The following is a 19,562-nucleotide window of genomic DNA, read 5'->3' on the forward strand; positions in this document are numbered from 1 at the left end:
CAATGCGCAATCAGTCCTGATAGGTGTAGTAGCCGCGCGGCTGATAATAAGAGCGCGGCTGGTAATAGCGCGGCTGCGCATAGCTCGGATTGCCGTTTTGGTAATCGTACTGCTGCTGCTGCGGATAGGCCTGCGCGTCGTAGACGCGCCGGGCCGTGCCGCGCGGCGCCGGATAGCGCACGCCGTTGTCGCTGCCGTCGGCGGGATAGATGTAGCCGTCATCGGGCCGCTGCTGCGGAACGACCTGGCGTCCCGGCAGCATCTGTGGCTGCGGCGTCAGCACGACCGGCTCGCCACTGTCGTCATACTGCTGCGGCACGTCGCGGCGGGCAACAGCGGTGCCGCGGCGTGGATTGCGCGCCAGCGCCACCTCGGCCGAGCCGGTCAGGGTCACCGTGGTGTTGAGCACGCCGTCCTTTTGCACCAGGTCGTAGAGCGTCGTGGCATTCGCCTTCGACAGCCGGACGCAGCCGTGAGACGCGGGGGTGCCGAGCCGGCCCTCCGAATCGGTGCCGTGAATGGCGTGGCCGACCTTGGTGAAGAAGATCGAGTGCGGCATCGGCGCGTCGTCGAACTCCTTGGAAAAATGATCGGCTTCCATGCGGAATGCGCGGAACGAGCCATTGGGCGTTTCGCGCGAGGGAATGCCGGTCGAGACCGGCCACCGGTAGCGCTCGACGCCATCGACCGCGACCGTCATGATCTGGTTGTTCTTGTCGACGGTGATGTCGATCTTGGCCAGAGCTGGCGTGGCCGACAGAAAGGCGAAGCCGGCAACTGCAAAAAGGATGGTACGCATCTAACCTCTGGCCTCCAGGGCCCTCGACTGTGGAGAGACCTCAAACGGGACTTCGACAACGCCCAGGTCATCGCCTCGGCCTGCACTATGTCGGAATTGCGGGCTTTGTTCCAGCCGAGGGCACCCTCAACCTTAATGGCGGGCAGGGACCGGACAAAGGCTCCCCGGCGTTCATCGGCGCTGACATTTTCGCGACCCGCGGATGGCCTTTCATTCCGGCGCTTAGGACCTCTCTAATCGGTCCAATTCGTCACGACCGCGCAACTTTTTGGCCGCATCCGCGTTTCAAGGATTCCTCCATGCGGTTTCCAGGATTCAAAATGCTGACAATGAAGGCCAAGACGGCGGTGCTCGACGATCGCGCGCCGCAGAAGCTGACCTATCTGCTCGCCGCGCTCGCGCTGGTCATCCTGGCGCTGGCCTGGCTGGCGCTGCCGCAATTCGCCCATGCCCAGGGCATCATCCGTGGCGCCCATGAAGGGGCCCACGAAGGCAACCGCATCGGAGGCCCGGTCGGCGGCGTCGTCGGAGGCGCGGTCGGTGCGGGTGTCGGCGGAGCCGTGGGCGCCGTCGAGGGCGTGCTCGGCATTCCACACCGCTCCTATTACCACCGGCACTATCACTGCCGGGGATACCGCGATGGCTACGGCCGCTTCCACTGCTACCGCTGAGCTGGAACGCCGCCCCCGATGCCGGCTCAATGCTTGAGCCGGTATCCGGTCTTGAAGATCCACCAGATGATCGCCATGCAGATCGCCAGGAACAGCAGCGTCACGCCGACGCTGATTTCCACCCTGACGTCGGCGATCTCGTAGAAGCTCCAGCGAAAGCCGGAGATCAGGTAGACCACCGGGTTGAGCAGCGCGATCGAATGCCATGTCGGCGGCAGCATGTTCACCGAGTAGAAGCTGCCGCCGAGGAAGGTCAGCGGCGTCACCACCAGCATCGGGACCATCTGCAGCTTCTCGAAGCCGTCGGCCCAGATGCCGATGATGAAGCCGAACAGGCTGAAGGTCACGGCCGTCAGCACCAGGAACGCCAGCATCCACACCGGGTGCTGGATGTGCAGCGGTACGAACAGGCCGGCGGTGGCGAGGATGATCAGCCCGAGAATGATGGATTTCGTCGCGGCCGCGCCGACATAGCCGAGCACGATCTCGAAATGCGAGATCGGCGCCGAGAGGATCTCGTAGATCGTGCCGATGAATTTCGGGAAGTAGATTCCGAACGAGGCGTTGGAGATGCTCTGGGTCAGCACCGACAGCATCACGAGGCCGGGCACGATGAAGGTGCCGTAGCTGACGCCCTCGACCTGGCTGATGCGCGAGCCGATCGCGGCGCCGAACACGACGAAGTAGAGTGAGGTCGACACGACGGGCGACACGATGCTCTGCAGCAGCGTGCGCCAGGTGCGTGCCATTTCGAACTTGTAGATTGCCGCGACCGCGCGAAAATTCATTGCCGCACCAGGCTCACGAAGATGTCTTCCAGGGATGATTGCTTGGTCTCGAGATCGACGAAGCGAATGCCGGCGGTCCTGAGATCGCCGAGCAGGCTGGTGATGCCGGTGCGCTCGCCCTTGGTATCGTAGTCATAGGCGAGCCGCCAGCCGTCGTCCGACAGCGCGAGATCATAGGGCGCGAGCGCCTCGGGGACGGCCTCGATCCGGTGCTGCAGATGCAGGCTCAGCCGCTTCCGGCCGAGCTTCGCCATCAGCTTGGCCTTGTCCTCGACCAGGACGATCTCGCCCTTGTTGATGACGCCGACGCGATCGGCCATCTCCTCGGCTTCCTCGATATAGTGCGTGGTGAGAATGATGGTGACGCCAGCGGCCTTGAGCTCGCGCACGACGTCCCACATGCCCTTGCGCAGTTCGACGTCGACGCCCGCGGTCGGCTCGTCCAGGAACAGCACCTGCGGCTCGTGCGACAGCGCTTTCGCGATCATCACGCGGCGCTTCATGCCGCCGGACAGCGTGATGATCTTGGCGTCTTTCTTGTCCCAGAGCGACAGGTCCTTGAGGATCTTCTCGATCAGGGCAGGGTTGTTCGGCTTGCCGAACAGTCCGCGGCTGAAGCTGACCGTGGCCCATACGGTCTCGAACGAATCGGTGTGCAGCTCCTGCGGCACCAGCCCGATCAGCGCCCGGGCGGCGCGATAGTCGCGGTTGATGTCGTGGCCGCCGACCGCGACCTTGCCCGTAGACGCATTGACGATGCCGCAGATGATGCTGATCAGCGTCGTCTTGCCGGCGCCGTTGGGCCCGAGCAGCGCGAAGATTTCGCCCCGCTCGATCGCGAGATCGACATTGTTGAGTGAGGTGAAGCCCGAGGAATAGGTCTTCGACAGGCCGGTAACGGAAATGACGGGAGGCATCACGAGGGAATTCGATCCGGGGGATTCGAAAAGAGCAGGGAGCTGCGCGAAGGAGGGGGCGCAGGCGCGGGCGAAGCGCTCAGATAGGAACGGCGGTGCGTTACCGCAATCGCGCGCGCCGCTCTCGATCGTGTCGCTTGTTGGGCTTTTCCGTGGCCGACGCCGGTGAGTGTTGCTGCGCAGCCACGTCTGGGGGAGGAACGCGCCCCGCAATGTCCGACGATGTTGCGTCCGCGAGCATCTTGGGTACGGTCGCGCCGTCTCGACATTTCCGCTGCGGAGAAGGACCGATGACGCCACGCGCCAGCACCGTTCGACCCACCTGCAAGCGCAGCCTCTCGGCGCGCTGCTTTGGCATGGTGGCGCTGGCCGTTGCGCTGGCTCTGCCGCTCGGCACCGGATCGGTCCGGGCGGCGCCGAGCCCGGCGGCCGCGAGTGCCGCCAGCACCACGCATGTCTATCTGCTGCGCGGCGTGCTCAACATCTTTTCGCTCGGGCTGGACGACATCGCCGCCAAGCTGGATTCGCAGGGCATTCCGAACACGGTCGCCAATTTCGTGTCGTGGTCGTCGCTCGCCGACGAGGCGGCGGCCGCCTATCGCGCCGGCCGGATCAAGACCATCATCCTGGTGGGCCATTCCTCGGGCGCGACGGCGCTGCCTGACATGATCAACAAGCTCGGCCAGCTCGGCGTGCCCGTGAAGCTCGCGATCGGGCTCGACTCGGTGTTCAAGACCAAGCTCGTCGGCGGCAACGCCGAGCGGTACATCAATTTCTACATCGCCAGCGGTGCTGGCGAGCCGGTCCGCCGTGACGATGGCTTCCGCGGCAAGCTCGAGAATGTCGACGTTCAGTCGGTTCCTGGTGTCGGCCACGTCACGATCGAAAAGAACCAGGTCATGCAGCAGAAGGTGATCGGCGCCATCGACGCGGTGGTGTTCGGCGGTCGGGGCCGCCCGGCGGCGGCGCCGCCGACCCGCATGGCCGCCCCGCAGCGCGCAGCCAACGTTACCGGTTACCGGTAATCGGCGGCCGCGCCACTGGGCGCGCGCCCCAAAATGCTCCCATTCGGCGGCGACAAGCGGTATGGCAGGGGGGAGATGACCCTGCTTGATCTGAGCTTGAGAGCTTTCCCGGGAGCGCGAATGACCAGCGTGGCGCGAATCGCGAGGCGGTGGCTCGGCCCAGCCAAGGCGGCAGCCGGCAGGAGACTGCTCGCGTTCCTCGTCACCGCACCTCTCCTTGCCGGGCTTGCCGCCCCGAGCATCTCGCAGGCCGCCCAGCCCGGCGCTGCTTCCGCCCCCGCGCCGACCAGATCAGCCAAGGCATCCCCGGCAGCAACCCCCGCGGCGATCCGCGCCGTACCCACCGCGCCGCCCGAGATCAGCCAGCCGCTGCCGCCGCCGCGGGTGTACCTGTTCCGCGGCGCGCTCGGGCCGCTGTTCTCGACCGGGATGGACCGTCTGGCCGAAAAGATCGAGCAGGCCGGCTACCGGGCCAGTGTCTATGAATTCACGCTGTGCGACCTGATCGCGCTCCAGGTGGCCAAGAACTACCGCCAGGAGCCGGGCCCGATCGTGCTGATTGGCCATTCGATGGGCGGGCTGTGCAGCGTCCGCATCGCGATCACGCTGCAGGAGCAGAACATCCCGGTTGCCCTCGTCGTCACCGTCGATCCGGCGCATGCGACCAAGAGTGTGCCGCCCAACGTGCATCGCTTCATCAACCTGTTCCTGTCCGACAACATTCTCGGCGGCGGCGACGTCAAGCCCGAGCCCGGCTTTCGCGGTCATTATGCGAGCTTCGACATGAAGGATCATGACGAGGTCACGCACATCAACATCGACAAGATGGAGGACGTGCACGCCCAATTGGTCACCATGATCAGCCAGTTGTCGCAGACCTCGGCCACTGCCGAGGCCGACCCGGTGCCGCTGCGCTACTTGGTGCCGCCGAAAGCCTCCGTGGAGTTGTGGGACAGCGGCACTGCACTGGCAGTGCGGCCGGGCGAGACCCTGGACCAGATCGCCACCAATTATCGCGTTCCGCTCTGGGCGCTGCAGCAGTCCAATCGCGGCCTCGCCGCCCAGCCGCTGATCCCCGGCCAGCGCATCATCCTGCCGCGCCATCTGCTGCCGCAGGTGGCAAGCCAGCCGCCGCAGCTGCCGTCAGAAGCCCAGGTCAGGCGCTGAGCGCTTCAGCCCGGCGGCAGGAACGGAATGATCATCGGCACGCGCTGCCGGTAGGTGACGTAATCCGGCCCGAGCTCCTGAGCGAGGAAGACCTCTTCCATCTTCGCCTTCCAGGCCATCCCAAGCGAGATCAGGACGGCGCCGAGCACGGCGGTCACCGTGCCCACCGCGATGCCGGTGGCGATCATGCCGAGGATCAGCCCGGTATAGATGGGGTGACGGACCATGCCGTAGGGGCCGGTATCGATCACCTTGTGGCCTTCCTTGTGGGTGATCGCGTTGGACCAGAAGCGGCCGAGGTGGATGCGCGCCCACCAGGTGAAGGCGATGCCGGCCAGGGTCACGACGGTCAGCAGGTAGACGCCGGTCTCGCCGGGATTCCAGAACGGCTTCTCGCCGAGCAGGCGCGAGGTCCACGGCGTGAACAGGATGCCGCCGAGCACGATCAGCGCGTGATAGCGGCTGGTCTTGATCACCGTCACATGCTTGCGGGTCTGCCCCGACCAGAACGAGGCGCCGACCCAGCTCGCGAGCCAGATCAGCCAGATGATGGCCAGCAGCGAAGTGGGCCAGGTGGTGGTCCATCCGCTGAACGCAAACGACGAGATGGGGCTGGCATCGCCGGACATGTCTTGGAACCGTTATGAGACCTGGGACCGGCTGCTCTTAGCTATTCGGCCGCGGTGCGAAAAGGGCGTTGTTTGTCGTGGAGCCGCTTTCCCGGCTCGGAATCGAGCAGAAAGACGATCGTCTCGCGCAAGGTCGGCTCGATCGGGCGCGGGACGTAGCCGAGCTCGCGCTTGGCCCTGTCGTCGATCGACAGATCCGAGGCCGCGCGGGCGATCCGCACCCCCTCGGCGGTGCCGGACGGGCAGCGCTTGGTGAGGTGATCGGAGACGAATTCGAGCATGCCCGCCGACAGCTCGGCCAGCCGGCCGGGCACGGCGACCGCGACATGCTTGCGGCCGCTGATCGCCGCCATCAGATCGAGGATGCGGCTGAGGCGCAGGCTCTCGCCGCCGAACACGTAGCGGCCGCCGACCTTGCCGCGCTCCATGGCCAGGATCAGGCCCGCCGCGACGTCGCGAACGTCGACCAGGTTGACGATGAAGTCGAGATAGAGCTGGACCCGGCTGTCCAGGAAGTGCCGCAGCATCTGCGACGGTGGTGTCAGATTGCTGTCGTGCGACCCGATCGGCATTGTCGGCGTGCCCACCACGACGGGGAAGCCGTCCGCGGCGGCCGCCATGGCGCGGGCCTCCGCCAGCGCCTTGGAACGCGTATAGGCGCCCGGCATAGCCTCGGCCGGCGGTGCGGTCGGCGCCGATGCGGCGCCGATCGAGCCCGGATAGTCGAACAGGATGGATTCCGTCGAGCAGTGCAGGAACCGGCGCACCCGGCCGGCACGCGCGGCCGCCAGCACCGTTTCCGTGCCGATGCAGTTGACGCGATAGAAGTCCTCGCGGTCCGGCATCCACATGCCGGGCAGTCCGGCCAGATGATAGACCTGATCGACGCCGGCGACCGCCTGCTTCACCAGGCCCGCATCGAGCACCGAGCCTTCGATGTACTCGACGTCAGCGATCATGTGGCTGGGGCAGCGAATATCGAGCACACGCACCTCGGCGCCCCGCGTCGCGAGCGCAGAGACGAGGTGATGGCCGATGAAACCGCTGCCGCCGGTGACGAGGACTTTCATTAGGGACGCGGGTGCTGATCGCCTTGAAGCCGGTCCGATGCGAGCCGATCCGGCGACCAGTTCGGCGCGATGAGGTCGGCCACCGAAGGCCGCAGACCCAACGCCATATACAATTTCGCCATCACGAACATCGGACCGAGAAAGAGATGCGCCGGATGATCCAGCAGAGACGGATTGTTGCGCTCGAACACCTTGTGCCCCACGGTCTGCGAGACGAAGCCGAAGATGATGAGCGCGGCAAACAGCGCCCAGAAGGCGACACCATGGACGTGATCAGCGATCATCATGGCTGCAGCAAGGAACAGCACGGCGAAGGCCAGGATGCCGGCCCCGAGTGCGGCATCGAGCAGCAGCCAGTAAAGCAGGACGGGCAGTGCCAGCACGGCGCCGAGGCCGATCCGGATGCCGAACGCGTCGAAATGCCACAAGCTCAGGGGCAACACGGCGCCCATGAACAACAGGATGATCCCGAACACATGCATCAGGCCGTTGCGCGGATCGCGATGATATTCGACGTAGTCGACCATCTGGCGTCGGAACATGGCGTTCATGGCTGGCTCGCTCGTCAATGAGATCGACCGCCGCTCAATCGACGGCCGCAAAGATGGGGCTATACCATCAAGCGGCTGCATCGACAAACCCGGCAATCGCGGCCCGGCCGCATCGCCGGGCAGAGCGCCGACTTGAAAACGGGTTCCATTCGCGCCGGCCGGAGAGCGCATCGGCAACCTGCTGAAACAACAGTCGCACCGGCAGCGCTCCGGGTTCATGGCCTCCGCGCAGGGCCCAATTGCATCAATTGCGATGCTTGCGGGGGCCCTGCCTGCTGGGCGTCGCCGGAGCAGGGGGCGGAGGCGGCGCTGCGGCCTCTTCGACGGTTCTTGCGATCGGGATGATCTGGATCTGCTGATTGACGGCAGCGGTCGGCTTGGACGGGTCGAGCAACTGCTCCTCGCCAAGTCCGATCGACTGCAGCCGCTTGACCGAGATCTTGAAGGTGTTCGCCAGGATGTCGCGGATCGCGTCGGCGCGGCGCTGGCTCAGGATGACGTTCGACTCGCGCTTGCCGTTGGCTTCGACATGGCCGACGATCAGGAACGTGTAGGGTAGGAGGTCGGAATACACCATCGCATCGGCGATCCGCCCGACGGTCTGATACGATTCCGGACGCACGATCGGCGTGTCCACGTCGAATTGGATGTCGACGTTCAAGGCCGGCAGATTCATCAGCTCCGGCGCGATCGGCGGACGCTTCTGCGGCGGCGGCTCGTTGCGCCCGCGCATCCTGGAGCGCTCCTGGGTCTGCTGCTTCAGCGCCGGCAGATCCAGCGTGGGCGCGGTTTCGAAGCGGCCGAGCTGGCGCACGATGTCCTCGCGACTCACCTCCTGCGACCATACGGGCGCGCTCGCGGCCGCCAGCGAAGCCGCGATCAGCCCTGACAGCAGTGATCTCGCTGCCCGCCGCATCAGCGATACCCCGCTTCGCCCATCGCCTGCTGACACCGCGCGCTCACACCGTTGGTCGTCATCAGGCACGGGATCGATTTGCTGGTCTCCTTCGTGGAGCCGCCGCACAGCTTGACGATCTCGCGTTGGCAGGCATTGGCGACCGTGACCCGCGCGGCGATGCGCTTCTGGATCGCCTCGAACGCCTTGAAATAGGTCGCCTTGCACTGCGCGGAGACCACGTCCTGGTTGCGCGACAGGCATTCCTTGAGCCGGTTGGAGTCGAGGTTGACGCCGCGGCAATTGGCGGTGATGTCAGCGCCGCAACTGGACGCGATCAGCCCCGCGGAGTCGCCAAAGCTCATCGTCTGCGCCGCCGCCAGCGAGGGCACACACAGCGCGACCGCAACACTCAACAGAATGTATCCTCGGACCATGATTGCATCTCATACGATGCACGCTGCCATGGTCAAGGCCAAACAACGGCGAAGTGTGAAGCTCGATTGCGACGCGCGGCAACGGCCGCCCGGCGGCGCGGCCGTCGCGCCAGATCACGCCCGCTGGACGAAGCTGTCGACGACGTGCTTCTCGCCGGCCTTGTCGAAGGCGATGGTCAGCTTGTTGCCGTCGATCTTGACGACGCGGCCATAGCCGAACTTCTGATGGAAGACGCGGTCGTCGAGCGTGAATTCCGACGTCGTGCCGGTGGATTTCGCCACCAGCTCGCCCTCGATGGTCATCGGTCCGCGCTTGCCGCGGCCGAAATGACCGCCGAACGGATCACGGCCCGAGAACGGCGATGGCTCTTCCTTGAAGCCGCCCTCCGACGAACCGCGCGCTGCGCCCGGCCGACGTGCCTGCGCGCGCTGCCAGCCCGGCGTGGAATAGCTCGATCCGAACGATTCCACGTTGTCGAAGCGCGACGGGCCGTAGCCGCCCGCACCGCCCCAGCCCGAGCCCCCCTTCGATTCGGTGATCTCGACGCTCGCCGCGGGCAGCTCGTCGAGAAAGCGCGACGGGATCGTGGTGGTCCAGGTGCCGTGGATGCGGCGATTCGTGGCGAAATAGATCTTGGCGCGACGCCGCGCGCGGGTCAGGCCGACATGGGCGAGGCGGCGCTCCTCTTCCAGCCCGGCGCGGCCCTGCTCGTCGAGCGTGCGCTGGCTCGGGAATAGCCCTTCCTCCCAGCCCGGCAGGAACACGTTGTCGAACTCCAGCCCCTTGGCCGAGTGCAAGGTCATCAGCGACACCGCTTCCTCGTCGGCGGCGCCCTCGCGGTCCATCACCAGCGAGATGTGCTCGAGGAAGCCGTGCAGGTTCTCGAACTCCTCCATCGAGCGGACGAGTTCCTTGAGGTTGTCCAGTCGCCCGGCCGCATCGGCCGAGCGGTCCTTCTGCCACATCTCGGTGTAGCCGCTCTCGTCGAGCACGATCTCGGCGAGCTCGGTGTGCGACGTGACCTCGCGCTGGGCGCGCCAGCGCTCGAACTGCAGGATCAGCCCGCGCAGCGAGCCGCGTGCCTTCGGCTTCAGCTCGTCGGTCTCGACCACCGCGCGCGCCGCCTCGAACAGCGGGATGCGGCGCTTGCGCGCGTGGTCGTGCAGCATCTGCACGGTGGCGTCGCCGAGCCCGCGCTTGGGCACGTTGACGATGCGCTCGAAGGCGAGATCGTCGGCCGGCGAGTTGATGACGCGCAAGTAAGCCAGCGCATCGCGGATCTCGGCGCGCTCGTAGAAGCGCGGACCGCCGATGACGCGATAGGGCAGGCCGAGCGTGACGAAGCGGTCCTCGAACTCGCGCATCTGGTAGGAGGCGCGCACCAGGATCGCGATGTCGTTGAGATGCTCGCCCTGGCGCTGCAGCTCCTCGATCTCCTCGCCGATGCCCCGCGCTTCCTCCTCGGAATCCCAGGCGCCAGTGACGGTGACCTTCTCGCCCTCGACGTCCTCGGTGTGCAGCGTCTTGCCGAGCCGGCCTTCGTTGTGCGTGATCAGATGCGAGGCGGCGGCGAGGATGTGCCCCGTGGAGCGGTAGTTGCGCTCCAGGCGAATGACCTTGGCGCCGGGGAAGTCGTGCTCGAAGCGCAGGATGTTGTCGACCTCGGCGCCGCGCCAGCCATAGATCGACTGATCGTCGTCGCCGACGCAGCAAATGTTTTTGGGAGGAGACGCGGGGCTGGGCGCAGCAACACCCGTCTCGTCATCACCGGGCCGACGCGCAGCGTCGTGACCCGGTGATCCATCTTCTTCCGAAGACGCGATGGATTGCCGGGTCGAGCCCGGCAATGACGAACCAGGGGACGACGGCGCCTGCGACAGCAGCCGCAGCCACAGATATTGCGCGACGTTGGTGTCCTGATACTCGTCGACCAGGATGAACTTGAACCGGCTCTGATATTGCCGCAGCACGTCCGGGTTCTCGCGGAACAGCCGGATGCTCTCCAGCAGCAGGTCGCCGAAATCGGCGGCGTTGAGGATCTTCAGCCGTTCCTGATAGCTCGCATAGAGCTTGCCGCCCTTGCCGTTGGCGAACACGGCGGCCTCGCCCGAAGGCACCTGGGACGGCGCCAGGCCGCGGTTCTTCCAGCCGTCGATCAGGCCGGCCAGCATGCGCGCCGGCCAGCGCTTGTCGTCGACGTTCTCGGCCTGCAGCAACTGCTTGAGCAGGCGGATCTGGTCGTCGACGTCGAGCACGGTGAAGTTGGACTTGAGCTGCACCAGCTCGGCATGGCTGCGCAGGATGCGGCCGGAGATCGAGTGGAAAGTGCCGAGCCACGGCATGCCCTCGACCGCCTGTCCGAGCATCTCGGCAAGCCGCGTCTTCATCTCGCGCGCGGCCTTGTTGGTGAAGGTCACCGACAGGATCTCGCTCGGCCGTGCGCGGCCCTGGCTCAGGATATGCGCGATGCGCGTCGTCAGCACCCGGGTCTTGCCGGTGCCTGCGCCGGCGAGCACCAGCACGGGACCATCGAGCGTCTCGACCGCTTCGCGCTGCTCCGGATTGAGGCCCGCCAGATAGCGCGCCCCACCGGTCGCGGCGGCGCGGGCGCGCGCGGCAATGCCGCCGGCGACGGGCTGGTGGTCGGGCGCAGGAAAAGGGCTCACGCGGTTGGGCTCGGTCATCAGCGAATCAGTCTCGTCCCTCTGATGGCATCATACGACGGCATCACGAGGTCTGCAGGAAGGAGCCCTCATAGCAGGGATTGACGGCTATATGGGGCCGGCGGGGGCATTTTACAGCCCTAATTCGGGGCAGACGGACGCCGCTCCAGCTTCGATGGGCGTTTGTTCCGGCAAATCGCGAATTTTTAGCGGCCCGCGCGCCCGGAACCCTTGTTCCGAGCCACGATTGTCCTGGCAACGGCGCAAGCTCCGCGTCGCTTTGAACCGCAATCGAGAGACAGAGGTCGTGTCATGTTAGGCTGGGTTGTCACCTTCCTGGTTATCGCATTGATCGCCGGCATCCTCGGCTTCGGCGGCATCGCCGGTGCGTCGATCGAGATCGCCAAGATCATCTTCTTCATCGCCATCGTGCTGTTTCTGGTGTCGGCCGTCGTGGGCCTCGCCCGCGGCCGCAGCCGCGTGTAGTCGGCCTCATCCCTGACAATGAGGTCGGCGAAGGGCGCAGTGCCTCGCAAGAGGGTGCTGCGCCCTTTGCGTTTTGGGGAGGTGTCAGGCCGGCGCAGTCAGCGCGACCTGCACCTTGGCGAGCGCGGGATCGAGCGCAACAGAGGCGAGGCGCGTATCGTTGGAGAGCGCAGTCAGAGTGAGCGTCTGGTCCTGCACGCGGAAGATCCGGCACAGCGTCGTCGCCTCGGAGGCGTCGCGCAGCATCACCGACAACGGCGCGATGTGGGTCTCGTCGGCGATCTTCTCCGCCACCAGCGCAAGCCGCGTCGCCGCTGCCGCAAGCTGCTCGGTGCGGTGGGCAGTCGTATTGGCCGCAAGCGGCAGGCCTTCCTCGTTGGTGAGCAGCACGGTCTGGAAGCGGCCGACTTCGGCGATGCGGTCGAGCAGCGGCACCAGCTCGCGGCGCCGGCCGGGCCGGCTCGCGAGCTGCGCCAGATCCAGCGAGATGCGCTCACGCTCGACCAGCGGCGCCAGCACGTCCTCGATCGCGCTGCGCAGGCTGGTCTCCCGCTCGATGGCGTCGTGGCTGCTCTGCTCCTGCAACTGGTCGAGGCTGGCCGCCTGCATTTGCACCTGCCGCCGCAACAGCTCGCGGGACAGCGCGCCCTGGCGGGCGCCGAACAAATAGCCCGAGGTGAGCAGCAGAATGGCGGCGCCGAGGCCGCTCACGATGGCATAGATCGTCATGGTCGCTTCGTCGCTGTGAGTTGACTGCAATCGTCGACGCCCGCAATGCGCAGCACGGCCTTGCGGTCGCCCGCGACCGCCTGGGCATCGCCGCGCGCCTCGCCGGCGCCGGCCGCGCGCACCGACATCCGCTGCGCGGAGAGCCCCTCGCGCTTCAACTGGGCCGCGATCTCCTTGGCGCGCGAATAGCTCAGCAGCACGTTCAGATCCTCGGTGCCGCTGGCGTCGGTATGGCCCTCGATGATGATGGTCGCCTCACCGTGGCGCGCGAGCGCGCGTTGCAGGATCGCCAGCGACCGCTTCATGTCGGCAGGGTTCGGTCGCGCGCTGCCGCGCTCGAAGCCGACCGCCAGCGGGGCGAAGCACTCGGCGGAGACCTTCGCGGTGCTCTGGGGCTCCGGGGGCGCTGCCGGGGCGACTGGCGGAGTTGGTGGCGCGATCACGACGGGAGCGATTGCGGGCGGCGTCGGCGGCGCGATGATCGGCGCCGGTTCGACGATCCGCGCCTCCCGTCGCTTGGGCGCCGCGTCGGCAATGCGGTCGTCGCGCTGCGGCACGGCCGTCACCGGCATTGCGGCCGTCGCGGTCGGCGGCGTGGCGGTGCCTTGCTGCCAGAGCGCTGCGGACATGACGGCGATCAGGGTGCCGGCGACGGCGAAGGCCGCGGCGAGCCAGACCGGTGCCTCCTCGCCGGCCACGGCGCACGCATCGACGCGCATTGCGGGCGACGGCGGAACGGAGTTCGGGGAAGGCGCCAGCATGTCAGCCCACAGGCACCTTGAATTTCGGCGTGATCAGGTCGATGCCGCATTCGAGCCCCGCGCACCACGCGATGAACTGGCGCGACATCGTCGCATCCGGAAACAGCGCGCCGTGCTGCGGGGCGATGATCTCGATGTCGAGCGTGCTGACCATCTGCGCCCACGCCTTCATGACGCGGTTGGAGACCATGTAGCGCCGGTGAAAGCCTTCCATGAAGCGCGTATGCGCCTTGAAGTCACGCACGACGGTGTAGTCGACGCCGATCGAGGCGCCGAGGTCGCCGCTGTAGAGGATCTTCGAGATCGGATCGTAGAGCTGGAAATTGCCCTCGCTGTGCAGGAAGTGCGCCGGCAGCGCGTAGAGCCTGCTGCCTGCGAGATCGAACACCATGCCCTCGTCGGGAATCGGCTTCAGTCGGTGGGCGACGATGTGGTCGAAGCCGAAATGCGGCACGAAGCGGGTCCATAGCTCGGAGATGTAGGCGTCGGCATCGGTCGTCATCAGCCAGCCGTTGATCGCCGCGACGATGTCGGGGTCCTGGTGCGACAGAAACAGATATTTCAGCCGCCCGCCCGAGAGCTGGCTGAAGGTCTCGCTGAGCACCCTCGAATAGACCTTGTGGCCGCCGGGATCGAGCAGCATGCCGACGCGGTCGTGGATGATGAGATGCTGGTTCGCCTGCACCGCGAGATCGCCGGCGCCGAAATCCTCCAGCAGGATGTTCTTGTGAACGCCGTCGTCATAGAGGACGGTATTGGCCATGAAACTACTCCCGTCGGCGCCGCGTCGTCGCCGCGCGCCGGCTCATTGGACGACGGTGCGCTACAGCACCTTCTGCAGCGACCGGACGGCTTCGCGCATGTCGAAGAAGGTGAGCCCGAGCTTGCTGTTCTCGTTGGTGAGCGCGAGCAGCAGCGCGCCGCGGCCGGCGCTGACCAGTACGGCATAGCCGGACTCGCCGCGGATGATGACCTCCTGCAGATGGCTGCGGCCGAGCTCCATGGCGGCGCGGCCGCCGAGCGACAGCAAGGTCGCGGTCATGCCGGCGACCCGCGTCTCCTCCATGTCGGCCGCGAGCACGCTCGCGATCATCAGCCCGTCCTCCGAGATCAGCGCGCAGGCCTCGACCCCGAACGAGTCGCTCTGCAGCTTGCGCAGCACCCGGTTGATTTCATCGAGTCGTGACATCGGCTTCTCCTCGACGGCGCGCGGGGCAAACTTGGAATGAAACTGACTTTGAGCCATGGCGGGATCCTGGGTGTCATCTTGAGCTGTTGAAACGGAAGCGGTCGGAATGTCGGGGTGTGCAGTAAAGGAGGAGGAGGGATGCAGCGGGTCATCCGGGACCAACGTCGTCGTTTGTTCCGGACTGCCGTCCGGCGCCGTCAGCGCGCGCGTTTCGATCGTATCAACCGCATCGTCGAGCGCGCGCTGCTCGGCCTTGATGCGTGAGCGCGAGACCGGCGGATCCATCGCCTGCAACTGGGTCACCAGCGCCTGGCGTGCCGACTGGTAGACTTCGGCGCGGCGCTCGGGGGAGGAATCCGGCAGGCTCTCCATCGCGCGCGACAGCAGGATGAAGTAGTCGGCGGTGGTCACAGGAACGGCTGCCGCATCCTCATGCGGACCGTGCGCTCGGCTCAGCAGGCTTGCGAGGCGTCCCATCGCTCTCTCGTCAACTCTACGCAACTAACGATGCGTAAGGTTAGGTCGGCACAAGAGACGCGACGAATGATCTGAATCAAATTAACTAAATTCGGGACCAAGCTGCGCAATCCGGCCGTCAGGTCGACCGAGGTCGACCATCGTGCCGCCACGATTGCCGCCGTTGCGCCCGATTGATGCCGCGTTCGGCGCAACTGCGCCTCTGTTGCAACCAGAATCAGCTACGATGACGGCGGCGAATTGCAGTACGGGGGAGGGCAATGTGAACGTCCGGGACTATGTGCGGCGCGATGCGACGGCGCTTGCCGCCGCGGTGAAGGGCGGCGAGACCAATGCGGCGGAGCTGCTGCAGCTCGCGCTGGCGCAGCACGAGCGGGCCCAGCCGAGGACCAACGCCGTCTGCAGGCTGATGGAGCGCGAGGCCCGTGCGCAGCTCGCCAAGCCTGCCAACGGCCCGCTCACCGGCGTGCCGTTCCTGATCAAGGACTGCGCCCAGGACTATGCGGGCCTTCCGACGGCCTATGGCAGCAAGGCGCTGTCCGGTTTCGTCGCCGGCGAGCATGCCTCGGTCGTCAGGCGGTATCTCGAAGCCGGCCTCGTGATCTTCGGCAAGACCAACCTGCCGGAGCTCGCGCTGAAGGGCGTCAGCGACTCCCGCGCCTTCGGCCGCGTCAGCAACCCCTGGAATCCCGCACACACGCCGGGCGGCTCCAGCGGCGGCGCTGCGGCGGCGGTCGCTTCGGGCGTCGTGCCGATGGCCGCCGGCAATGACGGCGGCGGTTCGATCCGCATTCCCGCCGCCTGCTGTGGCCTGTTCGGGCTGAAGCCGTCGCGCGGCCTGGTCTCGTCGGGCCCGGGCTTCGGCGAGTACTGGTTCGGCGCCTCCTGTGAAGGCGTGCTCTCGCGCAGCGTGCGCGACACCGCGCTCGCGCTCGACGTCATCGCGGGCAGTGAGCCGGGCGATCCTTTTCTCACCGCCGAGCCCGGCGTGGTCTACGCCAATGCGGTTGCCCACGATCCCGGCCGCCTGCGCATCGGCTACACGACGGCGTCGCCGATCGGCACGGAGGTGCATGCCGAAGCGAAGCTCGCGGTCGACAACGCGGTGAAGCTGCTGCAGGGCCTCGGTCACGAGGTCGAGGAGGCCACCCCTGACATCGACGGCGCCGCGCTCGCGACCTCGTTCCTGCACATCTATTTCGGCCAGGTCGCGGCGCTGGTGGCCGATGCGCGCGGCAAGGGCGCGAAGCGCGAGGAGTTCGAGCTGCTGACGCGGGTGCTGTCGACGCTGGGCGGCGCGATCTCGGCGGGCGCGCTGACCGCGCAGCTGCTGAAATGGAACGGCTTCGCGCGCGCGCTTGCCCGCTTCCATCTGTGCTACGATCTGCTGCTGACGCCGACGCTCGCGCATCCGCCGATCCGGCACGGCCAGGGCGATCCCTCGACCGCCGAGCAGACCTTGCTCGACATGCTCGACCGCATCGGCCTGCTCGGGCTGTTGACGCGCTGGGGCGTGCTCGACGGCATGATCGACAAGATCGCCCGCGACAGCCTGCAATACGTCCCGTTCACGCAGCTCGCCAATCTCACGGGCACGCCGGCGATGAGCGTGCCGCTGCACTGGACCGCCGACGGCCTGCCGCTCGGCGTGCAGTTCACGGGCCGGCTCGGCGACGAGACACGGCTGTTGCAACTTGCCCGCCAGCTCGAGCAGGTGCAGCCCTGGTTCGACCGCTTGCCCGACTGGGTGGTGCAGAGCTGACGATCTCAGCGTTTGATGATGACCACTTCGAGATACTCCGACGGCACCACCATCGTGCCGTCCTCGGCGCGATTGAGCGTCCCGATCAGGGCCAGCATGTCGCGCTTGAGATCGGCCTGCCGGTCGCCATCAAGCGCAGCGAAGGCCTTGAGCACCGGACCATAGTAGGTCTTGAACACGTCGACGAAATGCTCAGGCGAGCGGTAGCGCATCGCGAAATGACGCCGATGGCAGCGAATGTCGGCGGCATCGGCGAACATCTCTCGGATGCGTGCCTCGGTGCCCCAGAGCGCCGGCGATTTGGCGCCGGCGGGCGGCGGCAGATGTTTGCCGAGCGTCTTGAACAACTGGCCGATGAAGCCGTCGGGGGTCCAATTGGCCAGGCCGATCTTGCCGCCGCTGCGGCACACCCGGGTGAGTTCGGCGGCGGCGCGCTCCTGCCGGGGCGTGAACATCACGCCGAATGTCGAGACCACCACGTCGAAAGTGCCATCGCCGAATGGAAGCGCCTCGGCATCGGCCTCTTGGAACTGCACGGACAGGCCGTCGGCGGCGGCACGCTGGCGACCGCGGTCGAGCAGGGCAGGCACGTAGTCGGTCGAGACGACGTTACACCAGCGCCGCGCCGCAGCCAATGTGACGTTGCCGTTGCCGGCGGCCACGTCGAGCACCTTCTGGCCGGCGCGGATGTCAAGCGCCTCGCAGAGTTCCTCGCCGACGATCTGCAGCGTGTTGCCGACGATGGCGTAGTCGCCGGACGACCACGCGCTGTGCTGGCGTGCCTTGAGCGCGGTGAAATCGGGCTCTGCGGTCACGCCGGCCTGAATTGCAGCTGATGCGGTCATGATGGTCTCCTCCGGAGAATGCAGCGCTGTTGCGCGCGCTGGTGTGTGGAGACGTACGCGGCAGGCTTCGGGCAGCGCTATCCAGATCGCGACACGGCCATCCGGATCATGAACTTTTCGAGCGCCGCCGATGACCCATAGGCAATTGGACATCGTCGCATGATGGACGGAGATCAGGTTCCCCTGGCGGCGCGGCAGCCTTTGCCACGTAGCGTACGCCGCGCGCTCGAAGCGATGCATGACGACCTCGGGCGGCGCTGGACGCTGGCCGATCTGGCGAAGATTGCCGGCGTTTCCGGACGGACCTTGCAGCGCCAGTTCGTCAGGTCGATCGGCCGGTCGCCGCAAATGGTCCGGCAGGAGCTCGGCTACGCGCGCGCCCGTGTCGAGTTTCTGCAGGGGCGCGCCGGCGAGAAGGTGATGGACGTCGCGCTGCGCTGCGGCTTCCCGCATTACGGCCGCTTCGCCGCCGGCTATCGTCGCTGCCACGGCGAGACGCCGTCGGAAACCCTGAGGCGGCAGGCGGTCTTGATGGCGCAGCTCGCCGCGTCGCGCACCACCATTGCGCAGGTACGCGACCGGCCGACCATCGCCTTCGCCATGATCGCCACCGATCCGAGCGCGCGCGAGCTGGCGGACGACCTCGCGGCCGAGCTCACGCTGGCGCTGACCCGCGCGGGATTTGCCGTGACGACCCAGCCGCGCGCGGCGCGCTACCGCATGAATGCGTCGCTCCACGGTCGAGATGGCGCGTCCCGGCTGCTGCTGCAGCTGATCGACCAGGACAGCGGCGGGCTGATCTGGGCGCATCGCGGCGAGGTCATGCTGCGGTGGGAGGCCGACAGTCACGAACGGTTGGCCGCCCGCGTGGCGGCATCGCTGCTGCAAAGCCTGCGCCGCGCCGAGATCGACCGGGCGCTGCGCAAACCGGATGAGGATCTGACCGCGCAGGATCTCGCGCTGCGCGCCATGCCCGGCGTGCTGTCGCTCGACGCCGACGGCAACCGCAGTGCGCTCGAGCTGCTGCATCAGGCCATCGCCCGCGATCCCCGTCATGCCCTGGCCACGGCGCTCGCGGCCTGGGCCTACGGCCAGCGCGCGGTCTATCATTTCGGCACCGCGCCCGGGCAGGATCGGCAGCTTGGTCGCGCCCTGGCGCAGCGCGTGCCGACCGAGCTTGCGGATGCGACCGTGCTGTGCGTGCTCGGCAATGCGCTCACCTTGCTGGATGAGCTCGCCGAGGCCGAGCAGGTGGTGGGCCGGGCGCTCGCGCTGGATGGCGGTGCCGCCTGGGCCTGGAGCCGCAGCGGCTGGCTCGATGTCTATCGCGGCGATGCCGCGTCGGCGATCGAGCGCTTTCGGATTGCGCTGGATCTCGCGCCGCAGGACCCGCTCGCCTTCAACGCCCTCATTGGAATCGGCTGCGCGCATTTCGCCGCCGGCACCTACGCGGAGGCGGCGCGCTGGCAGCAGCGCGGCCTGCGCGAGCATCCGTCGTCGCTGTGGGTGCACCGGACCATGTGCCCGTCCCACGTGCTGGCGGGCGAGCGATCCGCGGCTTTGCGCAGCCTGCAGGCGCTGCGTGCCGGCTATCCGGACCTGACCCTGGCCGAGGTCCAGCGCGGCATGCCGCCGCTGCCGGACGCCTATTCGAGCCGGGTGTTCGAAGGATTGTCCGACGCCGGCCTGCCGGCGTAGCG

At 66.9% G+C, this 19,562-nt stretch carries 20 protein-coding genes; 6 read left to right on the forward strand and 14 right to left on the reverse strand.

The window, feature by feature from the left end; translation table 11 throughout:
- Window positions 1–10: 10 nt before the first annotated feature.
- Window positions 11–799, reverse strand: coding sequence for a L,D-transpeptidase (locus tag QW881_RS02015; protein WP_315755100.1), 789 nt, complete (start codon window positions 797–799; stop codon window positions 11–13).
- Window positions 800–1,119: 320 nt separating this feature from the next.
- Between QW881_RS02015 and QW881_RS02020 the strand changes: the two genes are divergently transcribed.
- Entirely contained in the window at window positions 1,120–1,470 is a 351-nt protein-coding gene (locus QW881_RS02020) for a hypothetical protein (protein ID WP_315755101.1), read from the forward strand.
- 26 nt (window positions 1,471–1,496) lie between these two features.
- Here QW881_RS02020 and QW881_RS02025 read toward each other — a convergent pair whose 3' ends face one another.
- Complete coding sequence (locus QW881_RS02025; RefSeq protein WP_315736810.1) at window positions 1,497–2,258, reverse strand: ABC transporter permease; 762 nt, start codon at window positions 2,256–2,258, stop codon at window positions 1,497–1,499.
- The gene (locus QW881_RS02030) at window positions 2,255–3,175 is read right to left on the reverse strand and encodes an ABC transporter ATP-binding protein (protein WP_315755102.1); all 921 of its coding nucleotides are present in this window, start codon (window positions 3,173–3,175) and stop codon (window positions 2,255–2,257) included. The genes QW881_RS02025 and QW881_RS02030 overlap by 4 nt, the downstream gene beginning before the upstream one ends.
- Before the next feature lie 290 nt (window positions 3,176–3,465).
- Here QW881_RS02030 and QW881_RS02035 point away from each other — a divergent pair, with 290 nt between their 5' ends.
- Window positions 3,466–4,200 (forward strand): hypothetical protein, encoded by a 735-nt coding sequence (locus QW881_RS02035; protein WP_315755103.1) that lies wholly within the window; start codon window positions 3,466–3,468, stop codon window positions 4,198–4,200.
- A gap of 120 nt (window positions 4,201–4,320) precedes the next feature.
- Window positions 4,321–5,367 carry an alpha/beta fold hydrolase gene (locus QW881_RS02040; protein ID WP_315755105.1) on the forward strand — a complete coding sequence of 349 codons (1,047 nt, stop codon included), beginning with the start codon at window positions 4,321–4,323 and terminating at the stop codon, window positions 5,365–5,367.
- Window positions 5,368–5,372: 5 nt separating this feature from the next.
- Here the strand turns inward: QW881_RS02040 and QW881_RS02045 are convergent, their stop codons facing one another.
- The 6 genes from QW881_RS02045 to QW881_RS02070 form a co-directional block, all read right to left on the reverse strand.
- Entirely contained in the window at window positions 5,373–5,996 is a 624-nt protein-coding gene (locus QW881_RS02045) for an isoprenylcysteine carboxylmethyltransferase family protein (RefSeq protein ID WP_315755106.1), read from the reverse strand.
- Window positions 5,997–6,037: 41 nt separating this feature from the next.
- Window positions 6,038–7,066 carry an NAD-dependent epimerase/dehydratase family protein gene (locus QW881_RS02050; protein WP_315755108.1) on the reverse strand — a complete coding sequence of 343 codons (1,029 nt, stop codon included), beginning with the start codon at window positions 7,064–7,066 and terminating at the stop codon, window positions 6,038–6,040.
- Window positions 7,066–7,617 carry an Mpo1-like protein gene (locus tag QW881_RS02055; protein ID WP_315755155.1) on the reverse strand — a complete coding sequence of 184 codons (552 nt, stop codon included), beginning with the start codon at window positions 7,615–7,617 and terminating at the stop codon, window positions 7,066–7,068. The genes QW881_RS02050 and QW881_RS02055 overlap by 1 nt, the downstream gene beginning before the upstream one ends.
- 244 nt (window positions 7,618–7,861) lie before the next feature.
- The gene (locus tag QW881_RS02060) at window positions 7,862–8,533 is read right to left on the reverse strand and encodes an OmpA family protein (protein ID WP_315755109.1); all 672 of its coding nucleotides are present in this window, start codon (window positions 8,531–8,533) and stop codon (window positions 7,862–7,864) included.
- On the reverse strand, window positions 8,533–8,949 hold the full coding sequence (locus QW881_RS02065; protein WP_315736821.1) for a hypothetical protein: 417 nt from the start codon (window positions 8,947–8,949) through the stop codon (window positions 8,533–8,535). Before QW881_RS02065 ends, QW881_RS02060 begins: the two co-directional genes overlap by 1 nt.
- A gap of 114 nt (window positions 8,950–9,063) precedes the next feature.
- The gene (locus QW881_RS02070) at window positions 9,064–11,634 is read right to left on the reverse strand and encodes an ATP-dependent helicase (protein WP_315755110.1); all 2,571 of its coding nucleotides are present in this window, start codon (window positions 11,632–11,634) and stop codon (window positions 9,064–9,066) included.
- Window positions 11,635–11,925: 291 nt separating this feature from the next.
- Here QW881_RS02070 and QW881_RS02075 point away from each other — a divergent pair, with 291 nt between their 5' ends.
- Complete coding sequence (locus QW881_RS02075; RefSeq protein ID WP_006614063.1) at window positions 11,926–12,099, forward strand: DUF1328 domain-containing protein; 174 nt, start codon at window positions 11,926–11,928, stop codon at window positions 12,097–12,099.
- 84 nt (window positions 12,100–12,183) lie between these two features.
- Here QW881_RS02075 and QW881_RS02080 read toward each other — a convergent pair whose 3' ends face one another.
- From QW881_RS02080 to QW881_RS02095, 4 genes are read right to left on the reverse strand one after another with little or no spacing between them, the layout of a single operon-like run.
- Window positions 12,184–12,828 carry a hypothetical protein gene (locus QW881_RS02080; protein WP_315713402.1) on the reverse strand — a complete coding sequence of 215 codons (645 nt, stop codon included), beginning with the start codon at window positions 12,826–12,828 and terminating at the stop codon, window positions 12,184–12,186.
- On the reverse strand, window positions 12,825–13,589 hold the full coding sequence (locus QW881_RS02085; RefSeq protein ID WP_315755111.1) for an OmpA family protein: 765 nt from the start codon (window positions 13,587–13,589) through the stop codon (window positions 12,825–12,827). Before QW881_RS02085 ends, QW881_RS02080 begins: the two co-directional genes overlap by 4 nt.
- A gap of 1 nt (window position 13,590) precedes the next feature.
- Window positions 13,591–14,352, reverse strand: coding sequence for an MBL fold metallo-hydrolase (locus QW881_RS02090; protein ID WP_315736828.1), 762 nt, complete (start codon window positions 14,350–14,352; stop codon window positions 13,591–13,593).
- 60 nt (window positions 14,353–14,412) lie between these two features.
- A complete protein-coding gene (locus tag QW881_RS02095) occupies window positions 14,413–15,255 on the reverse strand; it encodes a roadblock/LC7 domain-containing protein (protein WP_315755112.1) in 843 nt (280 codons plus the stop codon).
- 262 nt (window positions 15,256–15,517) lie between these two features.
- Between QW881_RS02095 and QW881_RS02100 the strand changes: the two genes are divergently transcribed.
- The gene (locus QW881_RS02100; RefSeq protein ID WP_315755113.1) at window positions 15,518–17,017 is read left to right on the forward strand and encodes an amidase; all 1,500 of its coding nucleotides are present in this window, start codon (window positions 15,518–15,520) and stop codon (window positions 17,015–17,017) included.
- Window positions 17,018–17,022: 5 nt separating this feature from the next.
- Here the strand turns inward: QW881_RS02100 and QW881_RS02105 are convergent, their stop codons facing one another.
- Window positions 17,023–17,862 (reverse strand): class I SAM-dependent methyltransferase, encoded by an 840-nt coding sequence (locus tag QW881_RS02105; RefSeq protein ID WP_315755114.1) that lies wholly within the window; start codon window positions 17,860–17,862, stop codon window positions 17,023–17,025.
- 159 nt (window positions 17,863–18,021) lie between these two features.
- Here QW881_RS02105 and QW881_RS02110 point away from each other — a divergent pair, with 159 nt between their 5' ends.
- Window positions 18,022–19,560 carry a helix-turn-helix domain-containing protein gene (locus QW881_RS02110; RefSeq protein ID WP_315755115.1) on the forward strand — a complete coding sequence of 513 codons (1,539 nt, stop codon included), beginning with the start codon at window positions 18,022–18,024 and terminating at the stop codon, window positions 19,558–19,560.
- The last annotated feature ends 2 nt before the right edge of the window (window positions 19,561–19,562 follow it).

Origin of the sequence: Bradyrhizobium sp. SZCCHNS3016 (assembly GCF_032484535.1) — a bacterium.
Classification (GTDB): domain Bacteria; phylum Pseudomonadota; class Alphaproteobacteria; order Rhizobiales; family Xanthobacteraceae; genus Bradyrhizobium.